Genomic DNA, 15,702 nt, shown 5'->3' with positions numbered 1-15,702 from the left:
TGGGGAGGTTGCTGTTGGCGCCCAATGGCTGCCCCTCACCCTAACCCTCTCCCCGTAAAAACGGGGAGAGGGGACGTGCCTTGCGAGGGGTAAGTGGGGACCGAGAGGTCGCGGCGTGTCCCCTTCGCCCCGCAAGCGGGGAGAAGGTGCCGGCAGGCGGATGAGGGGCATCTCCGCCACATTTCACCACTCAAACCATCTCCACAATCATCCGCCCAACCTCGGCAAAGACCGGATTGAGATCCTTCGCCGGCGCGGTCGCTTCGGCGATGTAGACGGCGGCGACGATCGGGCCGCGGTCGGGGGGCCAGATGACGGCGATGTCGCCGAGCGAGCCGTTCTGGCCGGTGCCGGTCTTGTCGCCGACTTTCCACTCCGCCGGCAGGCCGGCCCGCAACCGCTCGCCGCCGGTGGTGCTGGCCACCAGCCAAGCGATCAGCTTGTCCGAAGAGGCTTCCGTCAGCACCGAGCCGAGCGTCAGGTTGCCGAGCGTGTCGAGCATCGCATCCGGTGTCGTCGTGTCGCGCGGGTCGTCCTTTCTGCCTTCGTTCAGCGTCGGTTCGGTGCGGTCGAGACGGGTGGTGCCGTCGCCGATCGAGCGCAGCCAGTCGGTCAAACCGGCCGGACCGCCAAAACTTTCGAGCAGCAGGTTGCCGGCGGTATTGTCGCTGACGGTCACCGCCGCCTCGCAGAGTTCGGCGATGGTCATGCCGTCGGCGCCGGCGTGTTTTTCGCTGAGCGGCGAATAGTCGACCAGCTTGTCCTTGCCGTAAGTCACGCGGCGGTCGAGGCTCTCGTCGCCCTTATCGGCGCGGGCGAGCGCGAAGCCCGCGGCCAGCGCCTTGAAGGTGCTGCACATCGGAAAGGCCTCGTCGCCGCGATAGCCGAAGGAGATGCTCGTCTGGGTGTCGAGCACCGAGACGCCGAGGCGGCCGCCGGTGCGTTTTTCTAGCGCGGCAAGACGCTTCTCGATATTGTCGTCGCCCTCCCCGCCACTCTCCTTGGGCGTGTCCTCAGCCCTGGCGGAGAGCGCCAGCGCGGGAAGACACAATGCCGAGCTTATCAGCAGACGGCGGGTAAGACTGAGATCCATGAAATCCTCCGGCAGATCGGGAGGACAGAGCTAAGACGCGATTGCGGCGGCATCTCGTTCCCACGGCAATTTGTTGTCCGCCCAGCAATTTGTTGTCCGCGCGGCAGTCATGCCGCGCGCGTCACCTCGACCGTCACATGCGACAATTCCGTGAGCGCCGACAGCCTGCCCTTGTAGAAGGCCGGGTCGCGCGGCGTGGAGGTCAGCACGGCGACGATGGCGGCGTGGTGGCCGGGGCCGACCTGCCAGACATGCAGGTCGGTGACCCGGTCGTCGTCGGTCTCGATCGCCTCGCGGATCTCGGCGGGCAGCGTCTCGCCCTGGGGCACGACGTCGAGAAGCACGCCGCCCGAGGATTTCATCAGGCTCCAGGACCAGTTGGCAATCACCAGGCCGCCGACGATGCCCATGATCGGATCGAGCCAGAGCCAGCCATAGAGGCTGCCGAGCGTCAGCGCCGCGATGGCGAGCACGGAGGTCATGGCATCGGCCATGACATGCAGATAGGCGGCGCGGATATTGTTGTCGCCGGGCTTTGCATGATGATCGTGGGCATGATGATCGTGGGCGTGGTGACCAGTGTGGTCGCCATGATCGTGATGGCCATGGTGATGGTGGTGATGATGCGCATGATTGCCGCCGCCGCCAAGCAGCCAGGCGCTGACGACGTTGACGGCAAGGCCGACCACCGCGACGGCGATCGCCTGGGCAAAACCGATCGGCACCGGATTTGAAAGGCGCAGCCAGCTTTCCCATGCCATCAAGAGGGCGATCAGCGCCAGAACGATGGCGCTGGCGAAGCCGGCGAGATCGCCGAGCTTGCCGGTGCCGAAGGTGAAGCGCGGATTGCGCGCCTGCCTTCGGGCGAAGAGATAGGCGAGCGCCGAAATCAGCAGCGCACTGGCATGGGTCGACATATGCCAGCCATCGGCGACCAGCGCCATCGAGCCATAGGCCGTGCCGGCGGCGATTTCCGCCACCATCATCACCGCCGTCAGCGCGATCACCAGCCAGATGCGCCGCTCGTTCGCCGCATGATCGGCGCCGAGGAAAATATGGTCATGTTCCAGGGCATTCGTCTTAGCCCGTCCGATCCCGGCATTCATTCCAGGCTCCTTCTCTGCTCAGCGGATATAGGTTCTCAGCACTTCCGAAATTTCTTCGACTGCTTCGGCCCGTGCTGCGTCATCGGCTGCGTTGAGCACATGTTCGCGCAGATGATCGTCCAGCACCTCGCCGGTCAGCCCGGTCAAAGCGCCGCGGATCGAGGCCAGCAATTGCAGGATTTCGCCGCAGGGGCGCTCGGCCTCCAGCGCCCGCTCGACCGCCTCCATCTGCCCTTTCAGGCGGCTGATGCGGGCAATAAGCTTCTTCTTCTGCAGGGTCGTATGGGACATGATTGGCCTTCTATAATATAGGGGGGTATCCTATCAAGCATACCGGCTGACATCAATGCCCGTCACGGCTTTTGAGCCTCACCCTCCAACGCCATTGACAAATGCCGCTTTTGCGGCGATTGATGCGCCATGATCAAAAACGCGCACCAGAGCCGCTCGTATTTTTGGCTGTACCTGTAAAGGGCGGCCGGACAGATCATATTGTCAACAAGCCGCCGTCAGGCGGCTTTGTTGTATCGGCAGCGTCCTGACGGCAGACTATCAAAGGACGCGAAGACCATGACCGAAATCGAAGACAGCGAAATTTCATTGATGCGCCCGTCGGTGGTGACGATCCGTACCGCCAAGCCGCGCGACCTGCCCGAACTCAACGACATGATCGCCCTGTTGGCCGCCCATCACGGCGACGCGGCCGGGACGACGCCGGAACAATTGGAGCGCGACCTGTTCGGCCCGCTGCCCTGGATCCATGCGCTGGTCGCCGAGACCGGCGAAGGGCTGATCGGCTATGCCATCCTCGTGCCGCTCTACAGGGCACAGGAGGGAAAGCGCGGCATGGACCTGCACCATCTCTTCGTGCGCGACGGCCATCGCGGCCACGGCACCGGCCAGTTGCTCGTCGACCGGGCCCGCGAGACCGCCCGCAATGCCGGCTGCGGCTACCTCTCCGTCAGTGCCGCCACCGGCAACGTGCTGGCGCACCGCTTCTACGAACAGCTGGATTTCACTCCGCGGCCGGTCACCGGCATGCGTTATATGCAGTCGATCGCCTGAGACAGCCCTGGCCTACCGTCCCGGCACAGCCTTCAGATAGGCGGCGATCGCTTCGCGGTCGGCCGCCGGCAGGCGGGCGATGTTCTGCTGGACATCGACCATCGAGCCGCCGACGCTATCGAAATCCGGGGTGAAGCCGGTTTCGAGGTAATTGGCGATGTCGGGCTCGCTCCAGCCGCCGATGCTTTTGGAGGATGGCGTGATGTCGGGAATACGGCCCTTGCCTTCCGGATTGGGCGCGCCGGCAAGCCACTGACCGGCCTCAAAGCCGCCGAGTGCATCGCGCGGTGTGTGGCATTCGCCGCAATGGCCGGGGCCTTCGACGAGATATTGCCCGCGTTTGATCTTGTCGTCGCTCTTGGCAAGCGCGACGCGCGGCTGATCGTTGAAATAGAGGAACTTCCAGCCGCCGAGCGCCAGCCGGATGTTGAAGGGGAACGGCAGCTCATGCGCGGGCGCGACGTTGGCGCTCTTCGGCAGGGTCTTCAGGAAGCCGAAGAGATCGTTGACGTCCTTGTCGTTCATCCTGGAATAGGAGCCATAGGGAAAGGACGGGTAGAGATGTTCGCCGCCGGGGCCGACGCCGCGCTTCATCGCGTTGCCGAACTGGGCGAGCGTCCAGCCGCCGATACCGGCCTTTTCATCCGGCGAGATATTCGGCACGTGGAAGGTGCCGAAAGGGCTCTTCAGCGCCAGACCGCCTGAAAGCGTCAGCTTGGCATCGCCTTCGGAACCGGGGGCTGAATGACAGCTGACACAGCCGCCCGCCCAGAACACCATCTGGCCGTTTGCCGGGTCCGGCGCGCCGAGACCGGCCCAATGGCTCTCCGGCAGCGGATCGGGCGCGGTCACCAGATAGAAGGCGCCTCCGCCGAGCACGGCGACGCCGATCAGACAGAGCAGAAACCGGATGAACCTGCGGATCATGCTCCGCCTCCCCTTTTGCCGAGATTTTCCGATAGGGACCGATTCTGCGACCAGCCCCGCACGGGCGGAGAATAAGGTGATCCGCGCCGGCGGCAAGGCCGGCGCGGATCGGTGTCGGATGGGAATGACCTATCGCTCACTCCTTGATGCGATAGGCCTTATGACAGCCGCCGCAGCTGGCGCCGAGCGTGTTGACCGTGGCGCCGACAGCCGCGGCATCGGCCGGAAGCTGGGCGAGCGCGGTTTCGGCATCGGCGGAGAGCTTTGCGGCGCGCGCCTTGAAATCATCCATGTTTTCCCAGATTTTCGGGCTCGCTTCTGCGTCGCCCGTTTCCGTGCCCGGCTTGAACTGATCGGGGAACACCTTGGCCGTTGCGGCAATCGTCGTCAGTGCCGCCTTCACCGCTTCGGCATCGTAAGGCTTGGTGCCTTTGGCGATGGCTCCCAGGGCGCCGGCCGCCCCGCCGATCTGCTTCATCAGGGCAATGCGCGAATCATGGGTGCCGTCGGCGGCGGTCACCGAACCGAGCGCTATCCCCGCCATCGCTGCGGCGGCAGCTACTGCTTTCCAATTCATATTTCCTCTCCAGTTTTCTACGGCCAAGGCGGCCGATGGCCAATCTGCCCCGGGAGCATGACAAAATCCATACCCTCCGGGCAGTCACGTTTTGCCGGATCATCATAAAAACAATGTGATAAGCAGCGAGAGCTCTTTGCTTTTCTGCAGTCGTTATCCCGGAACCGCTGCACATTTCCGGGCGACATGCAGACTCACGCGCTTTTCCATCCCTGCCAGAGGCTGAAGGCGGAAACAGCAACCAAGAGCAGCCCGGCAAAGCGGCCGACGAAAGCCGTGACGTCGGGATTGGCGACGAGCAGGTCGCGGCTGCGGCCGGCGGTCATCGCCAGCGTGCCGTAGATGGCGAACTGGGTGGCGACCGTCATGGCGCCCATGATCAGCCCCTGCATCCAGACCGGGCCGTATTCCGGCTTCAGGAACTGCGGATAGACGGCGAACATGAAGATATAGGCCTTCGGATTGACGAGACAGGTGACCGCACCCTGGCGGAAGGCGCGCCAGCCGGAGCGCGCCGTTCCCGGCCCGACCGCCTCGACGGTGATCGAGCTGCGGATCAGCGAAATGCCGATCCAGATCATATAGGCAACGCCGGCAAGGAGCAGCACGTTGAAAAGCTGCGGCAGCATGGTGACGAGCAAGCCGACGCCGGCCGCGCCATAGGCCGAATGCACGGCGCCGCCGGCCATGATGCCGCCGGTCGCCGCCAGCCCGCGCCTGATGCCGCCGGTCAGTGCATTGGCGAGCACGAAGAGCATATCCATGCCGGGTACGATGATGATGCCGAAGAGAAGGGTGAAGAAGAGCCAGAGGTTTTCGTGGTAGTTCATGTCAGTTACCGCCTTGTCGGTCCATGGGCCGTTTTGAAAGACCATGATTAATTTCAATTCGATAGGCGGCTCTATACGCAAACCCAACTGACAGTGTATTGTCAGGAGCCTAAGGGATGGGAGAGGCAAAATGCGCAAGGCCTCACGGCTGTTCGAGATCATTCAGATCCTCAGGCTCTCCAGAAAGCCGATGACGGCGGCGGTGATGGCCGAGACGCTTGAGGTGACCGTGCGCTCGATCTATCGCGACATCGCCGCCCTTCAGGCGATGCGGGTGCCGATAGAAGGCGGTCGCGGCATCGGCTATATCATGCGGCCAGGCTTCGACCTGCCGCCGCTGATGTTTTCGATCGAAGAGATGGAGGCGATCGTGCTGTCGCTGGCGCTGCTCGAACGCACCGCCGACGAGGAACTCAAGCAGGCCGCTCGCCGGGTCAACCGGAAGATATCAGGCGCCGTGCCGGCGCCGCTGCGCCAGGCGATGGACAGCAAGGCGCTTTATGCCTGGGGCTCGATCGCGCAGCCGGCGGGTTTCGACCTTGCGATCGTGCGCCGGGCGATCCGCGACGAATGCAAGCTTTCACTCGCCTACCGCGACGAACTCGGCCGCGCGAGCGAACGGACGATCCGGCCGATCGCGCTGATCTACTATTCGCAGACCGCCAATATCGTCGCCTGGTGCGAGCTGCGCCAGGCGATCCGCAATTTCCGCAGCGACCGGGTGGAGCGCTGCGCGGCGCGTGACGAGTTCTTCAAGGGTGATGGCGACCGGTTGCGGGAGCTCTGGACGAGCGGCTGGACGGAGAAGGCTGTGGCGGGGTGAAAATCTGAGACTTGAGATTGCCGCTTTCCCCTCCCCAACCCCTCCCCACAAGGGGGAGGGACTACCGTGCCGCGCCCGTCACGCTTCAATTCTGACGATACCGCATGTGGCAGCGCGTCTTGGTGGCGGGAGCGTGCCGCAGTTTAATCCCTCCCCCTTGTGGGGAGGGGTTGGGGAGGGGTCTTGGATTTTGCAAGACGTCCGTTGCAGCCTAATAAACCAGCGTCCGGCTGTCCTCGCGGCCGAAGCCGCGGATTTCGATGCGGTCGGGGTGGACGTCGACGATGGCGAAGGCGTTTTCGCTCTCGGTGTCGACCACGCCCTTGAAATTGACGAAGTGGCAGGCGCCGACCTTGCCGTAATTGCCGGCGTGGTTATGGCCGTTGAGATAGGCGACGACGTTGTCGTGCGCGGCGAGCAGCGCGACAATGTGGTCGCAGTCCCACATATCGTGCTCGCCGGCGGGATAGACCGGATAGTGGTTCATGACGATCACCTTCTCGCCGGCCGCGGCAGCGCTTGCGATCTCATCGCCGAGCCAGGCGAACTGCTCGTAGCTCAGCGCGCCGTTCCACGGATGGGCGTTTCTTTCGCCCCTCGCCCGCAGTTCCGCCAGCATCTTTGCCGCCAGGGCGCGGTGCGGATGTCCTTCGGGCGGCGCGAAGGTGCTGACCTCGTTGCCGTCGAGCACGATGAAGCGCCAGCCATGGCGGGAAAAGCTGTAATAGGGCGATGGCGTGCCGAGACGTGCGGCGACTTCGGACAGGTGCCCAGCAGAGACGGAGAAATCGTGATTGCCGAGCAGGAAGAGCGCCTCGTGCCGGAGCGTCTCATAGATCGGCAGGATATCGTCGAAGCTCTTGAAGCTGCGATCGATGACATCGCCGAGCGTCATGACGAAGCTCAATTCCTCGCTGTTGAAGACCTCGATCGCCTCGGCGACCTTGGCGAGGCTGTTGGCGTAGTAGCGGTCCATGGCCGCATGCGGGGGGATCGCCGCATATTGCGGGTCGGCGATGATGCCGAAGCGGAACAGGGGAGAATCGGGCGACGACATGGGGCGTGATTAGGAGCGGCGGGTGACAGGGATGTGACGGCTTGTCTTTCAAAGCGAAACACCCGGCGCTTGGAGCGCCGGGTGCCGAATTCAGAGAGGCTGCGACATTGCCGCGCGTGGCGGCGGGTCCGGGGCCGCTTACTTCGTGGCTTCCTCGTAGCGCTCCAGGACGTAGTCCCAGTTGATCAGGCTATCGACGAAGGCCTCGAGGTATTTCGGGCGGGCGTTGCGATAGTCGATGTAATAGGAGTGTTCCCAGACGTCGACGCCGAGGATCGGCGTGGCGCCGTGGACGAGCGGGTTTTCGCCGTTCGGGGTCTTGGAGATTTCGAGCTTGCCGTTCTTGACGGAAACCCAGGCCCAGCCGGAGCCGAACTGGGTGGCGCCGGCATTGGCGAAGTCAGCCTTGAACTTGTCGTAGCCGCCGAGATCGGAGGCGAAGGCCGCTTCGAGCTTGCCCGGCAGCTTGTTGCCGCCGCCGCCCTTTTTCATCCACTTCCAGAAATGGACGTGGTTGTAATGCTGGGCAGCGTTGTTGAAGAGGCCGGCATTGGTGCCGAAGGACTTCTTCACGACGTCTTCGAGCGACAGATCCGAAAGGCCGGCTTCGGCGGCGAGCTTGTTGCCGTTGTCGACATAGGCCTTGTGGTGCTTGTCGTGGTGAAACTCCAGCGTTTCCTTCGACATGAAGGGAGCAAGCGCTTCGTAATCATAGGGAAGTTCAGGCAATTCGAAAGCCATATCAGATCTCCTCTTGCAATAGATTGCGTCATCGGCAGGTGAGGCGGAACATAGGAGGGGAAAGGGGGAGAGGCAACCGGCGAAATGTCAAAAAACGATCCGTCGGAGGAAAATTTGCCTCAGTTGCCGGGCTGGAATCGGGCGGGAAAATCGCCCGGGATGTCCGCCTTGAAAGCCGCTTCCCCGGCGACACACCGCAATGGAGATCAATATGAACAGGAATATAATCCCGCTGCTGGTCATGGCAGCACTTCCTCTGCTTTCGGGACCAGTGCATGCCTCCTCGGACGATGCCTGGAAACAGCTGGCAGCCGACGTCGAAGCCAAGTGCAAGACGGCGGCTGTCGCGATCGAAAACCCTGCGGCCAGCGTCGATCCCTTCGGCACCAGCCATTACGGACTGGCTTTGGTGACGGGAAAGCCGAAGGGCGCCAAGGGACTGGTCGCGCAGATCTGCGTCTACGACAAGCAGAAGAAAACCGTCGAGATCGGCAGCGAACTCGACCCCAAGAAACTTGGTCTCGCGCCGGCAAGATGGGCTGCCCGGTACGATCCGCTCTGCGAATATGTGCCTTCCGTCACATTTCTGGGGGAACCGGACGCTACCCTTAGGAGTTGAGGACTGGGCTTCAGGGAGGTGCGGGATGGCAGCGATTCGCGGCAGGGCGGACGATCAGCAGAAAATCTATCAGCGCTGGGCGCCGGTCTATGACCGTGTCTATCGCGGCATCCTCAGTGACGGCCACCGCAAGCTTGCCGCGCTCGCCGCTGCGGCCGGCACCGATATTCTGGAGGTCGGCGTCGGCACCGGCCTGACGCTCGGCCACTATCCCAGCCGCTGCCGGGTGACCGGCATCGACATTTCCGAACACATGATCGCGCGGGCACGCGAAAAGGTACGGCGCGACAAGCTGCAGCATGTCGAGGCGCTGGAGGTGATGGATGCGCATGCGCTCGCCTTTGCCGACCGGTCTTTCGATGCGGTTTGCCTGCCCTTCGTCATCACCTTGATCCCCGAGCCCGAGCGGGCGCTCGACGAATGCGCCAGGGTGCTGCGGCCGGGCGGTGAGATCATCCTCGCCAGCAAGCTTGGCGACGGCGCCGGCCTGCAGGGCGCGATCGAGGCGGCGGTGGCGCCGCTGGTGCGTCACATCGGCTGGTCCTCCGCCTTCCGCATCCACCGCATCATTGCCTGGGCCGAGCGGCGCGGCGATTTTTCCGCTGCCGAGATTCTGCCGGTCTTTCCGAACGGTTTCTTCAAGATCGTCCGGCTGAAGCAACGCGGACTTTCCGCCTGATACCAAAATTTTTCCCGCATCGCGGATTCTGATGCTACCGTTCGCCTGAGGGGACCGCATGACATCGGACATCTTCTTTTTCATCGTGGTGGGCTTCTGCGCGCAGATCGTCGACGGCGCGCTCGGCATGGCCTTCGGCGTGCTGTCGACGACGAGCCTTCTCGCCTTCGGCGTGCCGGCTGCCAATGCCAGCGCCATGACGCATGTGACGGAGATGTTCACGACCGCCGCATCGGGGATCTCGCATGCCTATCATCGCAATGTCGACTGGCGGCTGGTGGCGCGGCTGGCACCGGCCGGCATGATCGGCGGCGCGATCGGCGCCTATCTGCTGGCCAATATCGACGGCAAGGTGATCGCGCCCTTCGTGTCGGCCTATCTGATCGCCATCGGCCTGTTGATCCTCTACAAGGCCTTTCGGCCGCCGGGCAGGCGCGAGGTGCGCGACTGGGCGGTGCCGCCCGTCGGCTTTTGCGGCGGCGTGCTCGATGCGATCGGCGGCGGCGGTTGGGGACCTGTCGTCACCAGCACGCTCGTCGGGCGCGGCCATGATCTCAAGCGGGTGATCGGTTCGACCAACTTCACCGAATTCGCGGTGACGCTGACGATTTCGCTGACCTTCATCCTGACGCTCGGCTGGTCGGAACTCAATTCGGCGATCGGCCTGATCATCGGCGGCGTCATCGCCGCCCCTTTCGGCGCCATCCTCGTCAAGCGGCTGCCGGTGCGGGCGCTGATGGTGGCGGTCTCGATGGTCATCATCGCCACTTCGGCGATACGGCTTCTTTAAACGGCACCGCCCGGACTACCGGCCGAAATAGACCTCCACGGAAGCGATCTTCTCACCGCGGAAGCGCAGGCTCTCGATGTTGGCGAAGCTGCCGCCATCGAGTTTATCGGCACGATAGCGAACAACCGCCTCGTCGCCTTCGACCGCCAGGAATTCGATCGTGATAGCGCGGAAGACCGGCTGTTTCGGCCAGCAGCGTTCGAAATAGGTCGCCCGGTCGATATGGTCGTCGCGCGGGCTGGAGAAGGTGAAATCCTCCGTCAGCATGGCGCCGACTTTATCCTTGCGGTCATCCAGATAGGCAGCGTAGAGATCGCGGACGGTCTGCTGCCTCGTGCGCATATCGTTCATGGCAATATCCTCCGATTAACCGATTGCATCACGCAATCGGTTTAGCACATTTACCTCAAATGATCCAGTTTCGGCGCAATTGCGCGGGATCGACGCCGAGGCAAGGAATGACCGATACGCAATTGGACGCGGCGAGCGTTAAAGCAGGCTCGATACACTGGAAGCGCAACCTCGCGGTCTCGCTGATCGGCTCCTTCACGACGATCGTGGCGATGACGCTGCTGCTTCCCTTCCTGCCGCTCTATGTCGAGGAACTCGGTGTGGCCGACCATGCGGCGATCGTGCAATGGTCGGGCATCGCCTATGGCGCCACCTTCCTGGCCGCCGCGCTCGTTGCGCCGCTCTGGGGCCGGCTCGGCGATATTTACGGCCGCAAGCTGATGCTGGTGCGCGCCAGTCTCGGCATGACGGTGGCGATCTCGCTGATGGGCATGGCCGGCAATGTCTGGCAGCTGGTGGCGCTGCGCCTCTTCGTCGGGCTTGCCGGCGGTTATTCCTCCGGATCGATGGTGCTGGTGGCGACGCAGACGCCGAAAGACCGCTCGGCCTGGGCGCTCGGCGTGCTCTCCTCCGGCATCATGGCCGGCAATCTCGTCGGGCCGCTGATCGGAGGGGCGCTGCCGCCTATCATCGGCATTCGCGGCACGTTTCTCGCCGCCGGGGCGATGATCTTCCTCGCCTTTCTCGCCACCGCCCTGCTGATCAAGGAGGAGAAATCGCCGGCCCGCAAACAGGCTGCCAAGGCAAGCGGCGGCTGGAAATCCATCAGCGATAGGCGACCGGTGATCGCCATGCTGGCGACCGGCATGCTGTTGATGTTCGCCAATATGTCGATCGAACCGATCATCACCGTCTATGTCGCGCAGATCGTGCCGGCCGCCGATGAGGTGACGATGATCTCCGGCATCGTCATGTCGGCCGCCGCCCTCGGCAGCATTCTTTCGGCCTCATGGCTCGGCCGGCTTGCCGATAGGATCGGCCACTGGCCGGTGATCTCAGGCGCGCTCGCCGTCGCCGGGCTGCTGCTGATCCCGCAGGCCTTCGTCACCAGCGCCTGGCAGCTAATCGTCCTGCGCTTCCTGATGGGCGCGGCGCTTGGCGGGCTGCTGCCCTGCATCGCCGCCGTCATCCGCCACAGCGTGCCGGACAGTGCGGCGGGCAGCATTCTCGGCTTTTCCATTTCCTCGCAATATGTCGGCCAGGTGGCCGGTCCCATCCTCGGCGGCTTTGTCGGCGGGCATATCGGCATGCGGGCGGTTTTCCTCGGCACCTCGGTGCTGCTGGTCGCCGGTGCTGCCTATGCCTGGCTGGTGCGGCCGCGCGATCAGAAGTCACCAGGCTCAGCTTAGGAGCGTCCGCAGATCAGTTCGACGCCGGAGCGGGCGATCGCTTCCAGCGTCTCGCGGCTGTCCCCGGCGCGGGCGCGCACGGCAAGCGAATGCATGACGGCGGAGGCGAGCCTTGCCAGCATCTGCGGATCGGCGCTCTCGGGAAGCTCGCCACGTTCGACGGCAAGGCGCATGCGCTTTTCGATCTCGCCGTCGAAATCGCTGAGGCTGCGGCCGAGCACCTCGCGGACCCGTTCACGCTCGACCGCCTCGACCGTCGCCGTGCCGATCAGCAGACAGCCGCGGGCGGCAGTTTCACCATGCAGATAGACGGCCAGTGCGCCCGCATAGACGCGGGCGAGATTATCTCGCAACGGGAGTGACGGATCGAGGGCCGCGGCCAGCGCATCCATGCCGTCCTGCCGATAGCCTTCCAGCGTATCGAGATAGAGATCCTCCTTGTCGCCGAAGGCGCCGTAAAGGCTTGGGCGATTGAGATTGGTCGCCGCGCTGAGATTGTCGAGCGAGGCGGCGGCAAAGCCCCTGTCCCAGAAAACGTCGCGCGCCTTGCCGAGTGCTGCCTTGGCGTCGAAGCCCCTCGGGCGGCCGCGCTTCTTTTCATCCTTCATATTTTGTACCGTCTCGCATTAAATTCTTGACCAAAGTTATTTTATGCGAAACAGTACAGATGTTCAACGACCTTGGCAGACGGCATCGACCGCCTGCGCCCAGAGAGGAATTGAGAGAGGAAATCGCCATGAAACTCTATATGAACGCCGCCGCCTGCTCGCTTTCGCCGCATATCGTCTGCCGGGAGCTGGGGCTCGATATCGAACTCGTCGAGGTCGACCGGGAAACCCACCGGGCGAGCGACGGCAAGGACTATCTCGCCATCAACGGCAACGGCTATGTGCCGGCGTTGGTGCTCGACGACGGCAAGGTGCTGACCGAGGGGCCGGCGATCGTGCAGTTCCTCGCCGACAGCGTTCCGCAGGGATCAGCGATGCTGCCCGAAGTCGGCAATCTCAGCCGCAACGAGGTGCAATCCTATCTGAACTTCATCACCGCCGAGCTGCACAAGCCGATGGTGCTGCTCTTCAACCCGCTTTATGCGAGCGTGCATGAGCCGATCCGCGCACTGATCGCCAAGCGGCTTTCCTGGCTGAACGGCCGTCTTGCCGGCCCCTATCTCACCGGCGATGCCTTCACCGTGGCGGACGCCTATCTCTTCGTCTGCCTGAACTGGTCGCCCTGGATCGACATCGATCTCAAGCAATGGCCGGCGCTGCACGGCTTCATGGCCCGTGTGGCGGGGCGTCCGAAGGTGCGCGCGGCGATGCAGGCCGAAGATCTCGAAGCCTTCGATGCCGGCGGTGTCTTCTTCGCGCCGCATGCCTATGTCGCCTCGTCCGGGCGCACGGGCTCGCCGGTCAGGCCGTAACGCCCATCAGAGCGTGTTGACGGCCACCGGCAGCGCGCGCTTGTGGGCGGTGGCGCGATAGGCAGCGAGGATGCGTCGGCGAGCGATCTCGCCGACCGGCTTGCCTTCGAGGAAGTCGTCGATCTCGTCATAGCTGACGCCATAGGCCTCCTCGTCGGGGCGCAGCGGCCGCTGGTCCTCTAGATCGGCTGTGGGAACCTTGAAGACCAGTTCGTCCGGAGCGCCGAGCCGCTTTGCCAGCAGGCGCACACGGCGCTTGTTGAGCCCGGCGAGCGGCAGGATATCGGCAGCGCCGTCACCGAACTTGGTGAAGAAGCCCATCACCGCCTCGGCGGCATGGTCGGTGCCGATGACGAGGCCGCCGAGCGCACCGGCCAAGGCGAACTGGGCGATCATGCGCTGGCGGGCCTTGATGTTGCCGAGGATGAAATCCTGCCGGCCGGCATCGGCGAAAGCGAGGCCGCCGTCCTGAGCGGCGGCCAGCATCGCATCCGCCGCCGCCTTGATGTTGACCACTACCGAACGATCGGCGCCGATCGTTGCGAGCGCCCTCTGCGCATCGGCCTCATCAGCCTGGACGCCATAGGGAAGACGCACGGCAATAAATTCCGCCGTATGGCCGCTATCACGCAGCTCGCGCACCGCCTTCTGCGCCAGCAAGGCGGCCGTCAGCGAATCGACGCCGCCGCTGATGCCGAGGACAAAGCCGCGCAGCCCTGAGGCGACGAGATAATCCTTGAGAAAATTGGTTCGCCGCGCGATCTCGCGCTCGGGATCGATGTCGGCGGCAACGCCCAGTTCACGGATGATCTCACCTTGTTCGTCGGACAGCACGGTCATGGGGTTCTTTCTCGGTTTTGTGGGGTTGGCGGGCACTATGGCGGAAAGATGCGGGGAGGGTAAGTAAGAGGCTTCCCTACCAGCAAGATGCCCCTCACCCTAGCCCTCTCCCCGTAAAACGGGGAGAGGGGACGTGCCTTGCGAAAGGTCTGCGGGGAACTGAGAGGTCGCGGCAGATCCCCTTCTCCCTGTTTTACGGGGAGAAGGTGCCGGCAGGCGGATGAGGGGCGGACGCGACACCTACCGCACAATCGTAAATAGCTCCACTGGCTCGGCAAACCCCTTCAACCCGTGCGCCCCGACCGACACCGCGCCCCCTGCCCCGGCCTCTCGGCGGAACGGCTCTGACATCAACAGAGCCTCTCCCAATTCGCCGCAGGCGGTCTGGATGCGGCTGACCAGGTTGACATCGCGGCCGATGAGGGTGAAGTCGAGGCGGCGGCCGGAGCCGATATTGCCGTAGCTGACCTCGCCGTAATGGAGCGCAATGCCGGCCTTCACGCCGATGCCTTCGTACTGGAAATGGTCGATCTCATCGAGGATGTCGCGGGCGGCAGCAAGAGCGGCGCCGCAGGAATGGGCCGCGGCGTAGTTCGGAAAGAAGGCAAGCACGGCGTCGCCCATGAATTTCAGCAGTTCGCCGCCTTCCCGGGTGATCGCCGGCACGATCCTGTCGAAATAGGCGTTGAGCAGCCCGAGCACGGTACTTCCGGGCAGCCGGTTCGACAGCTCGGTAAAGCCGCGCAGATCGCAAAGCAGCAGTGCCGCCTCCATCGATTCGATCTCGCCCTGGCGGATGCGGCCGGCGAGGATCCGGCTTGCGGTCAGCGGGCCGACATGGGTATCGAGCAGGCTGAGCTCGACCTGGCGAAGAATGCGCAGCTCGCTGGTGTTGCGCAGCGCCGGCAGGATGCGCTCGATCGCCTGACGTTCGGAGGCGGTGAAGCCAACCGGCCGTCGCGTGGCGAAGACGGCAGCGCCGACCGGTCCATCGATATTGCAGAGCGGCGCGATCATCAGTTGCATCAGACCGCGATCGGCGAAGACGTCGATATGCTGCCAGCGGCCATGGATGCTTTCGCCGGGGCCGACGACCAGCGGCTCGCGGGTTTCCATGACCTTGCGCAGCGGCGTGTTTGCTATGGCGACGCGCGCGCCGTGTTCGCGGTCGTGGATCTCGACCGGCTCGCCCGGCGCCCAGGCAATGGTGCGCCCGACGAGCTCAGGATGCAGCGTCATCAGATGCAGGGTCATCCGGTCGACAGGCAGGCCGAGCGCCTGAAGCCGGCGGCCGAGGCCGGAGACAAGACCTGCTTCGTCGAGCGCATGGCATTCGTCGCCGGAGAGCCATTCGATGATAGCGAGCAGCGCTCCGGCATTGACGGCATTACTCTGCCTTGCGGAATTCGGGACATGAATCGCGGTTGTCATGGCT

At 63.9% G+C, this 15,702-nt stretch carries 18 protein-coding genes and 1 pseudogene; 7 read left to right on the top strand and 12 right to left on the bottom strand.

What is annotated here, in order from left to right; translation table 11 throughout:
* Positions 1–190: 190 nt before the first annotated feature.
* From bla to dmeR, 3 genes are all read right to left on the bottom strand, one after another.
* Positions 191–1,093 carry a class A beta-lactamase gene (gene bla, locus AMK05_RS06505; RefSeq protein ID WP_064837615.1) on the bottom strand — a complete coding sequence of 301 codons (903 nt, stop codon included), beginning with the start codon at positions 1,091–1,093 and terminating at the stop codon, positions 191–193.
* Positions 1,094–1,200: 107 nt separating this feature from the next.
* Positions 1,201–2,199, bottom strand: a complete 999-nt coding sequence (dmeF, locus tag AMK05_RS06500; RefSeq protein WP_064837612.1) for a CDF family Co(II)/Ni(II) efflux transporter DmeF — start codon at positions 2,197–2,199, stop codon at positions 1,201–1,203.
* A gap of 18 nt (positions 2,200–2,217) precedes the next feature.
* A complete protein-coding gene (gene dmeR / locus AMK05_RS06495) occupies positions 2,218–2,490 on the bottom strand; it encodes a Ni(II)/Co(II)-sensing transcriptional repressor DmeR (RefSeq protein ID WP_010021162.1) in 273 nt (90 codons plus the stop codon).
* Positions 2,491–2,769: 279 nt separating this feature from the next.
* On the opposite strand from dmeR, the gene AMK05_RS06490 reads away from it, so the two are divergent.
* Positions 2,770–3,264 (top strand): GNAT family N-acetyltransferase, encoded by a 495-nt coding sequence (locus tag AMK05_RS06490; RefSeq protein ID WP_064837610.1) that lies wholly within the window; start codon positions 2,770–2,772, stop codon positions 3,262–3,264.
* A gap of 12 nt (positions 3,265–3,276) precedes the next feature.
* On the opposite strand, the gene AMK05_RS06485 is transcribed toward AMK05_RS06490, so the two are convergent.
* From AMK05_RS06485 to AMK05_RS06475, 3 genes are all read right to left on the bottom strand, one after another.
* Complete coding sequence (locus AMK05_RS06485; RefSeq protein WP_064837608.1) at positions 3,277–4,191, bottom strand: c-type cytochrome; 915 nt, start codon at positions 4,189–4,191, stop codon at positions 3,277–3,279.
* 136 nt (positions 4,192–4,327) lie between these two features.
* Positions 4,328–4,768, bottom strand: a complete 441-nt coding sequence (locus tag AMK05_RS06480; protein WP_064837606.1) for a c-type cytochrome — start codon at positions 4,766–4,768, stop codon at positions 4,328–4,330.
* Positions 4,769–4,962: 194 nt separating this feature from the next.
* Positions 4,963–5,598: a LysE family translocator gene (locus tag AMK05_RS06475; RefSeq protein WP_064841296.1), complete on the bottom strand. Its 636-nt coding sequence runs from the start codon at positions 5,596–5,598 to the stop codon at positions 4,963–4,965.
* A 130-nt stretch (positions 5,599–5,728) separates the two neighbouring features.
* Between AMK05_RS06475 and AMK05_RS06470 the strand changes: the two genes are divergently transcribed.
* Positions 5,729–6,421, top strand: a complete 693-nt coding sequence (locus tag AMK05_RS06470) for a helix-turn-helix transcriptional regulator (RefSeq protein ID WP_064837604.1) — start codon at positions 5,729–5,731, stop codon at positions 6,419–6,421.
* 211 nt (positions 6,422–6,632) lie between these two features.
* On the opposite strand, the gene AMK05_RS06465 is transcribed toward AMK05_RS06470, so the two are convergent.
* Entirely contained in the window at positions 6,633–7,478 is an 846-nt protein-coding gene (locus AMK05_RS06465; protein WP_064837602.1) for a metallophosphoesterase, read from the bottom strand.
* A 138-nt stretch (positions 7,479–7,616) separates the two neighbouring features.
* A complete protein-coding gene (locus AMK05_RS06460; RefSeq protein WP_064837600.1) occupies positions 7,617–8,219 on the bottom strand; it encodes a superoxide dismutase in 603 nt (200 codons plus the stop codon).
* A 211-nt stretch (positions 8,220–8,430) separates the two neighbouring features.
* Between AMK05_RS06460 and AMK05_RS06455 the strand changes: the two are divergent.
* From AMK05_RS06455 to AMK05_RS06445, 3 genes and pseudogenes are all read left to right on the top strand, one after another.
* Positions 8,431–8,754 (top strand): annotated as a pseudogene (locus AMK05_RS06455) (hypothetical protein); the annotation flags it as partial.
* A 109-nt stretch (positions 8,755–8,863) separates the two neighbouring features.
* On the top strand, positions 8,864–9,517 hold the full coding sequence (locus tag AMK05_RS06450) for a class I SAM-dependent methyltransferase (RefSeq protein WP_064837598.1): 654 nt from the start codon (positions 8,864–8,866) through the stop codon (positions 9,515–9,517).
* Positions 9,518–9,575: 58 nt separating this feature from the next.
* Positions 9,576–10,307 (top strand): sulfite exporter TauE/SafE family protein, encoded by a 732-nt coding sequence (locus AMK05_RS06445; protein ID WP_064837596.1) that lies wholly within the window; start codon positions 9,576–9,578, stop codon positions 10,305–10,307.
* 15 nt (positions 10,308–10,322) lie between these two features.
* On the opposite strand, the gene AMK05_RS06440 is transcribed toward AMK05_RS06445, so the two are convergent.
* Positions 10,323–10,658 (bottom strand): nuclear transport factor 2 family protein, encoded by a 336-nt coding sequence (locus AMK05_RS06440; protein ID WP_064837594.1) that lies wholly within the window; start codon positions 10,656–10,658, stop codon positions 10,323–10,325.
* Between the two features lie 107 nt (positions 10,659–10,765).
* On the opposite strand from AMK05_RS06440, the gene AMK05_RS06435 reads away from it, so the two are divergent.
* Positions 10,766–12,007 carry a multidrug efflux MFS transporter gene (locus AMK05_RS06435; protein WP_064837591.1) on the top strand — a complete coding sequence of 414 codons (1,242 nt, stop codon included), beginning with the start codon at positions 10,766–10,768 and terminating at the stop codon, positions 12,005–12,007.
* Here AMK05_RS06435 and AMK05_RS06430 read toward each other — a convergent pair.
* Positions 12,004–12,615, bottom strand: a complete 612-nt coding sequence (locus AMK05_RS06430) for a TetR/AcrR family transcriptional regulator (protein ID WP_064837589.1) — start codon at positions 12,613–12,615, stop codon at positions 12,004–12,006. The two genes, AMK05_RS06435 and AMK05_RS06430, sit on opposite strands and share 4 nt — an antisense overlap.
* A gap of 128 nt (positions 12,616–12,743) precedes the next feature.
* Between AMK05_RS06430 and gstA the strand changes: the two genes are divergently transcribed.
* Positions 12,744–13,427, top strand: coding sequence for a glutathione transferase GstA (gene gstA, locus AMK05_RS06425; protein ID WP_064837587.1), 684 nt, complete (start codon positions 12,744–12,746; stop codon positions 13,425–13,427).
* 6 nt (positions 13,428–13,433) lie between these two features.
* Here the strand turns inward: gstA and nadE are convergent, their stop codons facing one another.
* Both nadE and AMK05_RS06415 read right to left on the bottom strand, forming a co-directional pair.
* The gene (gene nadE, locus AMK05_RS06420) at positions 13,434–14,267 is read right to left on the bottom strand and encodes an ammonia-dependent NAD(+) synthetase (protein ID WP_064837585.1); all 834 of its coding nucleotides are present in this window, start codon (positions 14,265–14,267) and stop codon (positions 13,434–13,436) included.
* 240 nt (positions 14,268–14,507) lie between these two features.
* Positions 14,508–15,698: an adenylate/guanylate cyclase domain-containing protein gene (locus AMK05_RS06415; protein WP_064837583.1), complete on the bottom strand. Its 1,191-nt coding sequence runs from the start codon at positions 15,696–15,698 to the stop codon at positions 14,508–14,510.
* Positions 15,699–15,702: the final 4 nt, after the last annotated feature.

This window comes from Rhizobium sp. N324 (assembly GCF_001664485.1).
Classification (GTDB): Bacteria; Pseudomonadota; Alphaproteobacteria; order Rhizobiales; family Rhizobiaceae; genus Rhizobium.
Note: the sequence above shows the minus strand (reverse complement) of the source record. Positions and strands in the feature narration are given on the sequence as shown.